The sequence below is a fragment of the Pseudomonas acericola (SeqCode) genome, from assembly GCF_053456465.1.
Genome location: NZ_JBRFJB010000002.1, coordinates 320,872 through 334,957, shown reverse-complemented (window position 1 = coordinate 334,957; position 14,086 = coordinate 320,872). Strand labels below are relative to the sequence as shown.

The following is a 14,086-nucleotide window of genomic DNA, read 5'->3' as shown; positions in this document are numbered from 1 at the left end:
AAACCTGGCATTCCTGAAACGCAAAGAGTGCGCAGCTTGGTGAATTCACCGCGCTCAATCAAGTGCCAGGGTGGTGATGGAGAACGTGCCGGCCTGAAACTGTGGGTCGGCTTTCGGCTCGGCGGCCGGCAATACGTAGTCCATCGCCGGCAGATACACGCGTTGGCGTAGGGCATCGAACGCCATGTTGTAAGCCATCGGCAAGGTGCTGACGGTGGCGGCCAGGGCGTAGTGATCGGCGTCCTGCTGATCGATCACTTGCAGGTTCGCGTCGACGCCGCTGGGGATCAGCAGCCGACGGTGTTGCGCGTCGTAGGCAACGGCGTTGACGTCACGCCCGATCGGCAACTTCGCCTTCACTTCACCCGTCTCGCGGTCCGCCACGATCAACACCGGCGCATCGCCTCGGCACGCGATGAACAGGCGCTGACGCTCGACATCCTGAGCCAGCGCGCTGGGCTTGGGGCAGTCGGCGAATTGCCAGGTATCCAGCACCGCAAAAGTGCTGGCGGCATAACGCGCCACCTTGCCTTCATCGCGCATCGGCAGGAAGAAACTGCCATCGCCCTTGAGCAGCAACGGGTCGATTTTCTTTACCGCCAGTTCATGGGCGCCGGTGATGCGTTCGCTTTTTGGATCAAACTCAAACAGCGTCGAACGGTCCGCGCGGCGCCCGCTGACGATGATCACCTTGCCGATAGACGGCTCATACACCGCACTGTTGAGGTTGCTTTGCGCCACCGCAATGCGCTTGAGCGGCTTGAGTGTGGATAACTGCACCACGCCCAGGCTGCCGTCGGTATTCAGCACAAAGACGCGGTCCAACTCGGGCACGAACACCACGCCGTTGGCGCCCTCGGACTGGGCCACCGTCTTGACCGCGCGCTGGTGCTGCACGTCAAACACGGTCAGGCCGTTTTCGCGGCGGGCCACAAACAGGTAGGGGCGCGTCGGATCAATCCCGACAAAGCCCCAGCTGTGGCCGGCACCGGGCAAGGTCACCCGGTGTTCGCGGTGGTACGACGGCCCATCGGCCAGCGCTTGAGGGCTGATCAACAAGGCCAATACGGCAGCCAGCTTTTTCATCAGAACTCCAGGGTGCTGGACACCGAGAACTGCCGCGCATCCCCAATCGACACAAACAGGCGGCTGGCCGCCGAGGTGTAGTAGGTGCGGTCGAACATGTTCTTCACGTTGAGCTGGAACTTGACCTTCTGCCCATCGATCTTGGTGTTGTAGGTGGCAAACGCGTCCGCCACGGTGTAGCCCGGCAGGGTGAAGTCATTGGCCGCATCGCCTGCGCGCTCGCCGACGTAGCGGGCGCCAGTGCCCACGCGCAGCTGGTCGCCGCCGAAAATGCTGCCGAAGTCGTAGGCCACCGACAGCGAGCCGGTGTGCTTGGCAACGTTTTGCAGGCGGTTGCCTTCAAGCGTTGGGTCCTTGTCCTTGACGTCTTCGGCGTCGGTGTAGGCGTAGCTGCCGATCACGCTCCACTGGTCGGTCAACTGGCCGGTAGCGTCCAGTTCCAGGCCACGGGAGCGCACTTGGCCGGCAATGCTATAGACGGTGTTCGCGCCAGAGCCGACGGAAACCAACACGTTGCGCTTGTCGATATTGAACAGCGCCGCACTGGCAGTGATGCGACCAGGAATATCGAGCTTGGCCCCCAGTTCCCAGGACTTGGATTTCTCCGGCGTCAGGTCGCCGGTCAAGGTGCTGCCATCGGCCAAGGCGGCGATGGTGGAGTTGGGTTTGAACGATTCGGTATAGCTGCCATAGAACGACAGCTCATCGGTGTAGCGATACACCAGGCCCGCGCGCGGCACCCAAGCCTGGCCATTGCCGTTGGTGTTGGCCTTGAACGGCACGCCCTTGCCGGCGTATTGGTCGTACATCTGGTAGCGCGCACCGGCGACGAAGATCCACTGGTCGGTGAGGTGGATCGCGTCCTGGAAGAACAACGAGTCGCTGCGCAGCAGGTCGGTCTGGGCGCTGTCGGCGGCGCTGACGGTGGTGCCGGCGACTTCGTTGCCGTAGACCGGGTTGTAGTAGTTGAAGCTGCTGCGCGAGTTCTGGCGGATCAGGTCGGCGCGGTAGATCTTGCGGTACTCGTCGTCCATGCCGAACACCAGGTCGTTCTGCAGGCCGAACACATTGACCTTGCCTTCGAGGCTGGCGGTGGTGAAACGGTCGGTGGTGATCGCGCCCTTGGTGCCGTCCATCTTGCGGGTCAGGGTGCCGTCGGTGGCCACCGCGCTGACGCGTACTTGGCTGGCGTCGTAGGTCTCGCGGTTCCAGCTGTAGCCGAAGTGGGCTTTCCAATCGTCGTTGAGGTCGTGGTCGGCTTCGAAGCGGTACAGGTCGGAGCGGCCTTCCATGTTGTTGAAGGGCTCGTCCAGACGGCGGGTGGACGGGATGTCCAGCGGGTGGTTGGACTTGTCGATGGCGGTGCCACGGTCGAACGGTGAGAGAAACTCGCGGTGCTCGTAGGCAAACAGCAACTTGGTGTTGTCGCCGTACCAGGCCAGGGACGGCGCCACCAGCGTCTCGCGGTGGGTGCCGAAGTTGCGCCAGTAATCTTCGTCTTCATGGTCGACGATCAGCCGGTAAGCCAGACCGCTGTCGCCAATCGGGCCGGTGGTGTCGAGGCTGCCGCCGCTGCCGTTCTTGCCGTCGCCAAAGGTCGAGCCGCGCACGGTCAGGGCGGTGGATTGCACCAATTCGGGCTTTTTGCTGACGATATTGACCACGCCGCCCGGGTCCTGGATGCCGTACAGCAACGACGACGGGCCCTTGAGCACTTCGACGCGCTCGGCCGTGGCGTTCAGCGCCCGGCCCTGCACCACGGGCATGCCGTCGCGCATGATCGAGCCGTTACGGTTGTCGCCAAAGCCGCGCAGCATCACCGCATCCTGGGTGCTGGCGAGGGTGTTGGCCTGGGTGATGCCGCTGATATTGCCGAGGGCGTCATCCAGGTTGCGCGGGGTCTGGTCGCGCAGCACTTGGGCCGGGACGACGTTGACGGTTTGCGGGGTTTCCAGCAGCAGCGCCTTGGAGCGCATCACCGAGCTGGTGGGCGGCGGCTGGTAGCTGGTGCTGTCCTGGGTCTGTTGGCCGACGCCGCTGATGGTGGTGGCGCCGAGGTTGACCGCGCCTTCGGTCGGCAGCGGTTCAAGCGCCAGGGTGCGCGCGTCGATCTGGCGGAAGGTGAAGCCGGTATTGCTCAGCAGGCGTTGCAGGGCCTGAGTCGCGCTCATCTGCCCGCTGACCGCCGGGGCCTTGAGGCCGTAAGGCGCTTCATCGGTGTAGATCACGCTGATCCCGGTGACGCGGCTGAAATCGCTCAGGGCCTGGGGCAGCGGTTTGGCTGCCAGGGCAAAGTTGAACTGGGCGCTTTGTTGTTCCTGCGCCTGCGCCACGGCCAGGGGCAGCAATGCCAACCCCGAGACCGCCAATACCGAGGCTCCCAGCCACTGTTTAACCCAACCGCCCGCCGTCAACTTCATGCTGTGAGAACCCGTGTAGAAAACGCTGTTAATGCGAATTGATCGCAGTTTCAAGCACTACACGGATGGGCCGCAGGTTTACCTCACATAAAATTCAAAATATTTCCGAGCGTGCAAGACGCGGAGCGTCGGGGATGCGTTCCCACGCGGAGCGTGGGGACGATCTTATTGCGCCTGAATGCGGAAACCCATGCGTGGGAAATGCACATGCACGGTGCCGGCACGTTCGTCGCTACGGCGCAGGATCAGCTCTTCACGCCCGGCAAACAGCAGCTCACCGGCAACCGGGTCGGTGCCGTAGTCGGTGGCGCTGATGGTCACCTGCTGGCCCGGCGTGAAGCCATTCAAGTCGTCGAACACTTCGTCCGGCAGATTGGCCGGCGTGGCGTTGCGGGAAATTTCCAGGGCTTGCGCAGCAGTCATCTGCGTGGAGGTGCCATGGCCGAAGCTGAGCACGCGGTCCAGCCAGGCGGCGACAGTTGGGTATGCGTCCACCAGCGGCGCAGTCACCGAGGAGCCTTTGAGGAACCACAACGGATGAGCCAGCGAGAAGTCGGCAATCGAAGGCGCGCCGAACAGGAAGTCCCCGGCCTGGTGCTTCAATTGCTGATCGATGCGGCTGATGATCGCCGGCCACTGGTGCAGGGCCTGGTCCAATTGCACACGTGTTGCCGTGCCACCGCTGAACAGTTTGCCGCGGTCGGCCACCAGCACCTGGATCATTTCCGGTGGCACCTTGGCGAATTTCACCGCCAGGGATTCGGGTTGGAACACCAGCGCCACCGCATGGGAAAACACCACCGAATCGGCCCAGGCGGCGAAGCCTTGGGTGACCAGTTCCAGGCCTTGGGGAAACAGCGCCGGGGCGGCCTTTTCCTGCTCCAGGCGGCGGGCGATCAAGGCGGTGTCGCAGTAGATATCGGCGCCGACTTGCAGCACCGGGGTCTTGCGATAGCCACCGGTGAGGGCGGTGAAGTCCGGTTTTGGCATGACCGGCGGGATCAGCACCGAGTGCCAGGACACGCCTTTGAAGCCCAGCAACAGGCGGGCTTTTTCTGCAAAGGGGGATTGTGGGTAGTGGTGCAAAATCAACTCAGACATGCCGGACTCCGCTCTAGAAGTGAGCCGCTAGCTTAGCCTGCAAAAACCCGATTGGGGGCGATGGGAACCCATCAGTCAAATCAATGAGCCACTGGCCGCCAGGCACTCCTTGGCGCTTTTCTTCAACTTCTTGATCAGCCGTTCCTGGCGCAACGCCTCGCCCTTGCTCGCGCATTGCTCGGTGTACACCAGCGCCACGGCCGGGCTGGAGAGGAAAAACCGCGCGCCCTTGCCACTCTGGTGGGAGGCAAAGCGGCGTACCGGGTCATTGCTGATGCCGCAGTACAGCGCGCCATTGGCAGCGCGTACCAGGTAGACGAACCAGGGTTTGGGTTCAGAAGGATCAGTCACGGGTCGATTCGGCAAAACCAGAGGAGCGCCAAGCTTATCAACGACTGGCCTGGAATGCCTTCAAACCACGCAGCGCCTGGGCACGCACGGCGTTTTTGACGATAGGCGTCCAGCCCAGCAACAAGCCTTTGGTGCCCAGGGCCTGGCGCGACCAACGCCACAGGTCGAAGCTGTCATGGTGTTCGCAAATCTTGCCGTCGCGAAACACAAAGCGTGCCTGGATATCGTTGACCACAGTGTTGCCGGTAGCACTGAACAGGTAGGTGGCGACCCAGTGCGCACCACCGCTGCGTTCATCGCTGCGCACATTGTCGAAGGTCAGGGAGAAGTCCTTGGCGCGGGTGGTGAGCATGCGCCACATATCACCGGCATCGCGCCCGTGCAGTTCGCCGAAGGCTGGGTCGCTGAACACCACATCATCGGTGTAGCAGGCGGCCATGGCCTCGGCGTCCAGGCGCTGGAAGGCCTGATAGAAATGGTGGATCAGGGCGGTGTTGGCATCAGTCATGGGCAGGCTCCGGGTGCGAGTGTTATCCGGCTTGCACGATAGTCTGCCGATGCGCGCAACGCCATGCCCATTTGTGGCCGAAATGAAGGGGGTGCGATCAGAGATAGACCACGCCCAATATAAAGACAGCGCGGCATTCAAATATGCCTGATGCAACTTCTGCAACTAAGGCACCATCCCTACATCCCGCGCATACGCATATAAGTCCACATCCGTTGATATACACAATCTATTCATCGCCGTGCTCTTCTGCTTACTAATCGTGGAAATACTGCGATTAACCCGCGCGGCAATCTGGCTGACGGTCATGCCACTGGCCAACATACGCACCACCTCCTGCTCCTTGCCGGACAACTTGGGTGCCTGGGTCGGCTGCGCCAAACAGGCTTGATCAAGTTGCGCACGCAGACACTCACCGACAAATTGGCGGCCCTGCACCACGGTTTTCAATGCGATGGGCAACTCCCGCGCCGACGCACTCTTGGCAATCACCCCGCGTGCGCCATGGCCGAAAGCGGCACGCAGGGTGGCGATATTGGCGAACATGGTCACCAGAATCACCGGCACATCCGGGTACTGGCGGTTCAGCAACCCCAATAACCCGTAACCGTCGGCTTGTTGATTACCGGGCATGGCGAAATCGGTCACGATCACATCGCAGGGAATACGGCTGACCAACTCTAGAAGTTGATCCGGGCCATCGGCCTCGCCCACCACTTTGTACTTACCACTCGCTTCAATCACCACTTTCTGGCCTACACGAACAATAGGGTGATCGTCAGCAATAATGATGCGGATCATCAGTTTTTCCATGATGGCAATTTGAGACTGGCAAAATAACGCGATCGTGTTTTTGCAACAACAGGTAATAAATCATCAATTACGTGTTCCACCCCGCATTTAAAGGGTCATACATAACTGCCTACATAATTAAGAGAAATTACATACGGAAAAGGACTACGTAACAAAAGGATATATTCCTTCAAAGATGCGTCAGGTAATTCAGATATCGCTCGACATCATGGCGAAATTCATCCAGCGCCGAGCGACTCAATGCCATGCCGGTCAGCTGCACGCGTCGGATCAACTCCACGGCGCCTGCTTCCAGTCCGGTTTCTCCCAGGAAAGCCACACTCCCCACCAATCGGTGCAAACATTGGGCGGCCATCCTTGCATCCAGGACGGTCTGCGCGTGAAGCAACACGGCCAGGTCCGCGTGGGCCTCCTGGATCAGGCTGAACAGCATCGGCTCCACCACATCCCAGGAACCAAACGCCTCGATCAGGCTGGCCCGGCTAGGAAAGGTACTGCGCCGTGCCGAGGCCGCACCGCCACACTTGCCGGTGGTCGCGGCGATTTCGGACGGTGGCAGCCAGCAACGCAACACCTCGCGCAATTGCGCCAATCCAATGGGTTTGATCAGCCAGCCGTCCATGCCACTTGCCACGCATTGGCGGATGTCTTCCGGCCCCAGGCTGCCGCTCAGGCCCAACACGATGATCGGCCCACGGCCTTCGGCCTGCTCGCGCAGGCGCAGTTCACGGGTCATGGCGTAGCCGTCCATGACCGGCATGCGGCAGTCGCTGATCACCAGGTCGAACGGTTCGGCGCTCAGGGCGTGCAGGGCTTGCTGGCCGTCGATGCAGCAGCGGTGGGCCACGCCGAGCTTTTCCAGCAGTGAGCCCAGCAGCAGGCGATAGGTGTAATGATCGTCCACTACCAGCACTCGGGCTTCAGGCCATGTGCCAGGGGGATTTGGGTGTGAGCAGTGGCCAACCATATTGCCCTCGAAGAGAGCGATCGACTCACCCTGGCTTTTCGCAAAAAGACGATCACCCACAACCCGAATGAATGGCTAAAGGCAATCAAAGACCGCGGAAAATATCCGAATGCATGACCAACAGCGATACAACAACTACGACAACAGGCGCCAAACCCGGTTATTGCACGCCACACCCCCCTTTTGTCATTGCCACCCTGTCATTCGTATTAGTTGCATTTCCTGCCCCGCGTCCCGGCGATAAATTTCCTCCCGCTTTCCCTGTAATGGCGCGTGCCCTCAATAAAACCAGAACCCTGGGCAACTTCATCGCGCCGATCTGCCTCCCTGGCCCTTGTATAGGAATACCGTTCGCATGAAAGACTCTCTCGCGGCCCTCACCGGCGCCCTGTTGATCGTCTACGGAACTGTGGCGCTGGCCGCAAGCTCCGTGGACCTTTCCGTAAAGGGCGCGATCATCCCGAGCGTGTTCGCGCTGGATGTCCAAGACAATCGTTCGTCAATCGCGGGCCCCAGCGTGTCCTTCGTACTTGGGCGTATCAGTCCGACAAACTGGATCGCCGTCTACCTATTGACCATGGAAAACGTGAGCACTGACGACCCCGCGGCCTATCCGATCTACTCGATCGATAACGGATCGACCTGGATTTACAGCCCCCAACAAGACATACCCGCCAATACATTGAATGCTTTCGGTAATCGGTCTTCAGGTACGCGGGCACCGGTGCCTCTTTCTGAAGTGTCGCTCGACCTGGTAGTCCAATCCTTTATCTTTCCGAAAAACTATGTGCCGGAGGGTGAAACCATCGCTCTGGACGGTTCCGCCACTTTTGAGTTGCGCTATCTATGAATCGTCCGGCGCTGTGCCTTTGCGGCACATTCAGTTTATGGCTCGGCCTGGCTGCCACCGTTATGGCCGCCAGCAGTATCGATTTAGCGGTGCGCGGCAGCATCACGCCCAGTGCCTGCACCCCTGGTTTGAGCCAGGGCGGACAGATCGATTTCGGCAAAATGCCCGCTAAAGACTTGTCCGCCGACAGCCCCACCCGGCTACCGACGGTCATGCTCAAACTCACGGTCAACTGCGCGGCCCCGACACTGTTCGCCCTGCGCAGCAAAGACAACCGCGCCGGCAGTGCCTATCTGGACGATGGCTACACCTACGGAATGGGACTGATCAATGGGAACCAAAAAGTCGGTGGCTATCTGCTGACGCTGCGCGACCCCGTTTCGAGCACCGATCAGTTGTCCACCTTGACCAGCGTCAACGGCGGCGCGTCCTGGTGGAACTTCCCGCAGGGGGTTTTCCTGGTGTGGCACAACCTGTCGGCTTTCGGCAACAACGACAGCGGTGTTGCGGCGCCGGTGCCATTGCTTGATGTCACGAGCGACCTGTACGTCGAAAGCAAGATTGCCCCAGCCAACGGGCTCACCCTCGACCAGCAAGTGCCGCTGGACGGCGCCGCCACGCTGGACCTGATTTACCTGTGACACGCACCCACTCAACCCACACCTCACAAGGACTTGTGCCCATGGATAAACCCACCCTCGCCTTGCTGCTGGCGGCCCTTGCCCCCGGCGCTTTTGCCGCCAGCAGTACCGACCTGAACGTCTCCGGGACCATCACCCCCAGCGCCTGTGCGCCGGTGCTGTCCAATGGCGGCGTGATCGACCACGGCAAGATGACGTCCAAGGATCTCCAAGGGACATCACCCACCAGGCTCGATCCGGCCGAGATGCGCCTTGAAGTGCTGTGCGAGGGTGAGACCTTTTTTACCTTGACCACCGTGGATAACCGCGCGGGCACCTCCGCCATCAACCCGAGACACCATGGTCTGGGCCTGACCCCCGAGAAAGAAAAACTGGGCAGCGTGGCGTTCTCGCTGTTCGACCCGGTGGCCGACGACAAACCCGTCAAGACCATCATCTCAAGCAACGGTGGCGCCAACTGGTCCCCCTCAATCTACCTGGGGCATGAGGCGCTGACCTCGTTTGCTGCCCTGGACGGCCCCGACACACCCATCGCCCTGAAAACCCTGAATGCCCGACTGCGCGCATTCACCATCATCGTGCCTGCCGAAGCCCTGACGCTGCTTGATGAAGTACCGATCGATGGCCAGGCCACCTTGCAACTGAAGTACTGGTAAGCCGCTTTTTTACTCACTTAGGAGCAACACTATGAAAACCCTGAACGCCCTGTTCGCCACCCTGCTGCTCACCGGCGCAGGCACCGCCCTGGCCGCCTCCAGCGTGGACCTGACCGTACGCGGGCTGATCACGCCAAGTGCCTGCGAGCCGACTCTGTCAAATGGCGGAGTCGCGGATGTCGGCAAAATTTCTGCCAAGGACCTGAATGTTGATCGGCCAACAGGACTCGTACAACAAACCCTGCAACTGACCGTTATGTGCGATAGCGCAACCCTCATGGCCCTGGAGGCTACGGACAATCGCGCAGGTTCCAATTACGAAGATTACATAGGGAACTACGGCCTGGGGTTCATAAACACCACAGAAAAACTGGGCGACATGGAAATGCGCATTCTCAATCCAGTTGCTGATGGCGTGGCTGCCCGGGTAATCGTATCGGAAGACAGCGGATTGACTTGGTCCAACGGTCGTTATTTCGCGCGCGACAATATCGTTTCAGTCGCCAATACCAGCGTCGACGCCCCAATCCCCGTCCAGTTGTTCACGGGAGACCTGACTATTGCCCCGCGAATCGCGCCCACCAACACCCTGACCCTGACCGAAGAAGTGCCCATCGATGGCGCCGCAACCCTCACCGTCAAGTACCTGTAACGGAAACCGGGCGTAGCGCTCAAGCGTGCGCCCACCGCTGTTCTCACGGATGTCCCTCAACACGGTTCCAACAACAGACCATGAACACGCTCTCACGCCGCTTGATGACGCTCTGTCTATGCCTGACAGCCACCCCTGCACTGTGCGCCTCTAAGGTCGATGTAACGCTGAGTGGCAGTATCACCCCCAGCGCCTGCACACCGATTTTGTCGCCCAGCGGCATCGTCGACCATGGGCGGGTGCCGGCTCGCTCGCTCAACCAGTACGAGTTCACCGAACTGCCCATGCGCACGCTGGATATGAGTGTGAGCTGCAATCAGCCCGTGCTGTTCGTGCTGGTGGGTGTGGATAACCGTGCCGACTCCTCCGTGGGGCCAGGTTTCTATTACGGTCTGGGCAACAACGTCCACGCGCCGACCGAGCGCCTGGGTTCAGTGTCCCTGGCCATTCGCGAAGCGGTGGGCGATGGCCAGCGCGCCATTGTGCTGGCCTCCAGCAATAGAGGCCTGACCTGGTTTCCCGAAACCAACGCCTACCCGGATAACTACATGGGCTTTGCGCACCCCGGCACCCTGGTTCCGGACCCACACAGCGAGCTCACCGCCAAGCTGGAAATCAAAACATTGATCAACGCCGCCGCCTACCTGACCCTCGACCAAGAGGTGCCGCTGGACGGCTCCATCGTGCTAGACCTGAGGTATCTGTAGTCATGTTCCCTTTCCCTTGCGTTGCCAAAACCATTACACGGGTGTTCAACCTGGTTCGCTACACCTGCCTCTACCTCGCCGCCCTGACCCTGACATTGTGGGGCCCGACCCTGGTACTGGCTGACGGCATGGTGCCGGACACCTCGGTGGTGATCGTGCATGAGGCCGATGGCGAGGCCTCGGTGTCGGTGACCAACACCGACGCCAAGCTCGCCCTGCTGCACGTGACCCTCGAAGACATCCCCGAGGACACCGCGCCGCTGCTGTTTGTCACGCCACCCTTGACCCGGGTCGAGCCGTCCAAGAGCCAGTTGATCCGCTTCATCCTGCAATCGCCCACGCCCTTGACCACCCAGCGCTTGAAACGGGTGATCTTCGAAGGCATGCCCCAAGGCCGCGCCGAAGGCCAGGCCGGACATGCGCGGGTGGGTGTGACGGTGCGCCAAAACTTGCCGGTGATTTTGCATCCCAAAGGGCTCGCCCCCAATCGAACGCCCTGGACCGGCTTGGTCTGGAGCCTGAAAAACCAGCAACTGAGCGTGAACAACCCGACGCCCTACGTCGTACGCCTGGCCCAGGAACTCACGCTGCTGCCCGGCAAAGGCACGGCGTTGCTGCCACGTACCTACGTGCTGCCCGGCGAAACCTTGAGCGTCACCGCCAGCCAGGCCCAGGCCAGCACCGTGCAGATGCAACCGGCCACCGTCTACGGGTTTGCAGTGGCACCTTACGAAGCACCGATCACCCTCTGATCGCAGCGCCGGCGGGATCAATGCCGGCGCCCTGATAACGAAGTGGCCTCCCATTGAAGGTCACCGGGAGCTTGCCCGCCGCGAAGGATAGGCGCGGGCCTGCCTCCATTATTCGAGTACCACTTGTGAGCACAGTTATGACTGATCGCGACGGCGAAGCCGTGCCTGGCGTTTCATCCCAGCGGGCGCGCAGATGGCTGGCCAGCCTTGCGCTGGCCCTGGGCACCACACTGCCTACAAGCGAGCCATTGGCCGACGAAACGGCCGGCTCATTCGACCCGCAAACCCTGGCCCAACGCGGCATCGATCCGCAATTGGCCAACCTGTTGCTGGAAGCCCCGCGCTTCACCGCCGGGCGCCATGCGCTCAACCTCAACGTCAACGGTCAGCGACGGGGCCGGGTCGACGTGGTGTTCGACGGGCAAGGCGCGCTGTGTTTCAACCAGGCACTGCTGGATGCGGGCAACCTGCGCGTGCCGGGAGATGAAGCCGAGTGCCATGCCTTTCTCGGCGCTTACCCACAGACCGTGATCGAGCAAGACCCGGCCACCCTCAGCGTGTCGCTGGTGGTGCCCACCGATGCGCTGCGCCCCTCGGTGCGCGACGTCTCCGGCTACCAGACCGGCGGTTTTGCCGGGCTGCTCAACTATGACCTGAGCGGCCTGTACAACGACTATGGCGACGACAACAGCCGCTTCGGCTCGGCCAATACCGAGGTGGGTTTCAATGCCGGCGACTGGATCGTGCGCAGCCGCCAGGTGCGCACCTGGCAAGACAAGGTGACGCGCACCACCCACCTGGACGCCTACGCCCAGCGCACCTTTGCCGAACAACAAGCGGTGTTCCAGGCCGGGCAGATCAGCCTGTACAACCCGGTGCTGGCCGGCGCGCAGATCACCGGCGCCCAAGTGCTCACCGAGACGGCGCTGCAAGACCAGAACCAGGGCGCGACCATCACCGGTATTGCCAATAGCCCGGCCCAGGTGGAGATTCGCCAGAACGGCACGTTGATTCACTCCACCGTGGTGCCCGCCGGGCCGTTTGCCCTGGCCGATGTACGGCGCTTGAACAGCCGCTCGGATGTGGAAGTCACGGTCAAGGAAACCAGCGGCGAAGAACGCCGCTTCACCGTACCCGCCGCCATGCTTGGCCTGGGCCTGCCGGCGCCGGGTTACTCGGTGGCGGCCGGGCGCGTGCGCAAGATCGGCGCCGGCGACGGTACCGAACCCTGGGTGGTCAGTGGCGGCTGGAGCGGCGCGCTGCACCCGCAAGTCAGCGTCGGCGCCGGCGTACTGGGGGCCGAGGACTATCGTGCGGCGGGCGCCAGCCTGGGTTGGTTGCCGTGGCAAGACAGCCAGTTCCAGGTGTCGACCCAGATCGCCCAAGCCACGCGCAACGGCAACGAGCGCGGCGTGCAAACCGACCTGTCGTGGTCGCAACGCCTGGGCGAACGCTGGGCGATCACGACCGCCGGCTCCTGGCGCAGCCTGGGTTATCGCGACCTGGAAGACTCCACCTACGTCACCGAAACCCGCGAGCAACGTCAGTCCCGCTACCGCGACCAACAAAGCGCCACCGCATCCTGGTCCCACCCCGCGCTGGGCGCGTTCAGTGCCGGCATTTCACGTTCGTCGTCCTTTACCGGCGAAAGCAGCAGCCGCGCGCTGGCGTCGTGGGGCACCAGTTTTGGCCGGGTGTCGGTGTCCGCCAGTGCCGAGTGGCAAGTGGGCGGGCGCCAGCACAGCGATGACAGCGTGTACCTCAATATCAGTGTGCCTTTGGGCGAGAACCGTCGCGGCCGCGCCTGGGCACGCAATGCCGACGGCGAGCACCGCATCGGTGCCGGGGTCAGCGAGCAAATCAACGACCAGCTGAGCTACCAGGTCGGGGTCGAACGCGACAGCCGCGACCGCGAAGTGGAGTCCTCCGTAGGCGTTTCGGCGCTGCCCTATTACAGCCAGCTGGACTTCAACTACACCCGCAACAACCAGGAACGCTCCAGCTACCAGGGCGGCGCGCGCGGTGGCGTGGTGCTGCACGGCGACGGGCTGACCTTCTCGCCCTACCCGGTGCGCGAGACCTTCGCGCTGATGTCGGTGGGCGACATGGCCGGCATCAAGGTCAGCACCCCCAGCGGCCCGGTGTGGACCGACTGGCAGGGCCAGGCCGTGGTGTCGCAGTTGAGCCCCTATGGCCGCAGCCCGGTGGAAGTGCAAACCCGTTCGCTACCGCGCAATGCCGATATCAGCAATGGCCTGGCGGTGCTGTCGGCCGGGCGCGGCGCGGTGGACAAAGTCGAGTTCGGCGTAGCGCTCACTCGCCGTGCGCTGCTCAAGGTGTCGGGTGCAAACGGCCAGCCGTTGCCCCGTGGCGCCGCCGTCAGCAGCGCCGACGGCGAGTTCGTGACCCTGGTCCAGGAAGGCAGCCAGGTGTTTTTGCCGGATGTACTGGAGCGTCGCGAACTGTGGGTCAGCGCCCCCGGCCAAGCCCGTTGCCGCCTGGATTTCGAGCTGCCCGAGCGCGGCGATCCCGAGGTGTATTTCGAAACCGCACCGGCACGGTGCCTGCCATGAGGAACCTCA

14 protein-coding genes are annotated in these 14,086 nt (G+C 62.0%); 7 read left to right on the top strand and 7 right to left on the bottom strand.

Features of this window, described 5'->3' with window-relative positions:
• Window positions 1-54: 54 nt before the first annotated feature.
• From ACU688_RS07570 to ACU688_RS07540, 7 genes are all read right to left on the bottom strand, one after another.
• Window positions 55-1,086: a YncE family protein gene (locus ACU688_RS07570; protein WP_448184238.1), complete on the bottom strand. Its 1,032-nt coding sequence runs from the start codon at window positions 1,084-1,086 to the stop codon at window positions 55-57.
• Window positions 1,086-3,506: a TonB-dependent siderophore receptor gene (locus ACU688_RS07565; RefSeq protein ID WP_448184237.1), complete on the bottom strand. Its 2,421-nt coding sequence runs from the start codon at window positions 3,504-3,506 to the stop codon at window positions 1,086-1,088. The genes ACU688_RS07570 and ACU688_RS07565 overlap by 1 nt, the downstream gene beginning before the upstream one ends.
• 165 nt (window positions 3,507-3,671) lie before the next feature.
• Window positions 3,672-4,607, bottom strand: a complete 936-nt coding sequence (locus tag ACU688_RS07560; RefSeq protein ID WP_448184236.1) for a glutathione S-transferase family protein — start codon at window positions 4,605-4,607, stop codon at window positions 3,672-3,674.
• Window positions 4,608-4,682: 75 nt separating this feature from the next.
• Window positions 4,683-4,958 (bottom strand): GIY-YIG nuclease family protein, encoded by a 276-nt coding sequence (locus ACU688_RS07555; protein ID WP_090409144.1) that lies wholly within the window; start codon window positions 4,956-4,958, stop codon window positions 4,683-4,685.
• 37 nt (window positions 4,959-4,995) lie between these two features.
• Window positions 4,996-5,466 (bottom strand): nuclear transport factor 2 family protein, encoded by a 471-nt coding sequence (locus ACU688_RS07550; protein WP_448184235.1) that lies wholly within the window; start codon window positions 5,464-5,466, stop codon window positions 4,996-4,998.
• Between the two features lie 165 nt (window positions 5,467-5,631).
• Entirely contained in the window at window positions 5,632-6,267 is a 636-nt protein-coding gene (locus tag ACU688_RS07545; protein ID WP_448184234.1) for a response regulator, read from the bottom strand.
• A gap of 181 nt (window positions 6,268-6,448) precedes the next feature.
• Window positions 6,449-7,183 (bottom strand): response regulator, encoded by a 735-nt coding sequence (locus ACU688_RS07540; RefSeq protein WP_448184233.1) that lies wholly within the window; start codon window positions 7,181-7,183, stop codon window positions 6,449-6,451.
• Between the two features lie 418 nt (window positions 7,184-7,601).
• Here ACU688_RS07540 and ACU688_RS07535 point away from each other — a divergent pair, with 418 nt between their 5' ends.
• The 7 genes from ACU688_RS07535 (at window position 7,602) to ACU688_RS07505 (ending at window position 14,077) form a co-directional block, all read left to right on the top strand.
• Window positions 7,602-8,096, top strand: a complete 495-nt coding sequence (locus ACU688_RS07535; protein ID WP_448184232.1) for a DUF1120 domain-containing protein — start codon at window positions 7,602-7,604, stop codon at window positions 8,094-8,096.
• Between the two features lie 62 nt (window positions 8,097-8,158).
• Window positions 8,159-8,737: a DUF1120 domain-containing protein gene (locus ACU688_RS07530; RefSeq protein ID WP_448184231.1), complete on the top strand. Its 579-nt coding sequence runs from the start codon at window positions 8,159-8,161 to the stop codon at window positions 8,735-8,737.
• Between the two features lie 41 nt (window positions 8,738-8,778).
• Window positions 8,779-9,393 carry a DUF1120 domain-containing protein gene (locus tag ACU688_RS07525; RefSeq protein WP_448184230.1) on the top strand — a complete coding sequence of 205 codons (615 nt, stop codon included), beginning with the start codon at window positions 8,779-8,781 and terminating at the stop codon, window positions 9,391-9,393.
• A 31-nt stretch (window positions 9,394-9,424) separates the two neighbouring features.
• A complete protein-coding gene (locus tag ACU688_RS07520) occupies window positions 9,425-10,045 on the top strand; it encodes a DUF1120 domain-containing protein (RefSeq protein ID WP_448184229.1) in 621 nt (206 codons plus the stop codon).
• 80 nt (window positions 10,046-10,125) lie between these two features.
• Entirely contained in the window at window positions 10,126-10,752 is a 627-nt protein-coding gene (locus ACU688_RS07515) for a DUF1120 domain-containing protein (RefSeq protein WP_448184228.1), read from the top strand.
• A 2-nt stretch (window positions 10,753-10,754) separates the two neighbouring features.
• Window positions 10,755-11,504, top strand: a complete 750-nt coding sequence (locus ACU688_RS07510) for a fimbria/pilus chaperone family protein (RefSeq protein WP_448184227.1) — start codon at window positions 10,755-10,757, stop codon at window positions 11,502-11,504.
• 137 nt (window positions 11,505-11,641) lie between these two features.
• Window positions 11,642-14,077 carry a fimbria/pilus outer membrane usher protein gene (locus tag ACU688_RS07505; RefSeq protein WP_448184226.1) on the top strand — a complete coding sequence of 812 codons (2,436 nt, stop codon included), beginning with the start codon at window positions 11,642-11,644 and terminating at the stop codon, window positions 14,075-14,077.
• The last annotated feature ends 9 nt before the right edge of the window (window positions 14,078-14,086 follow it).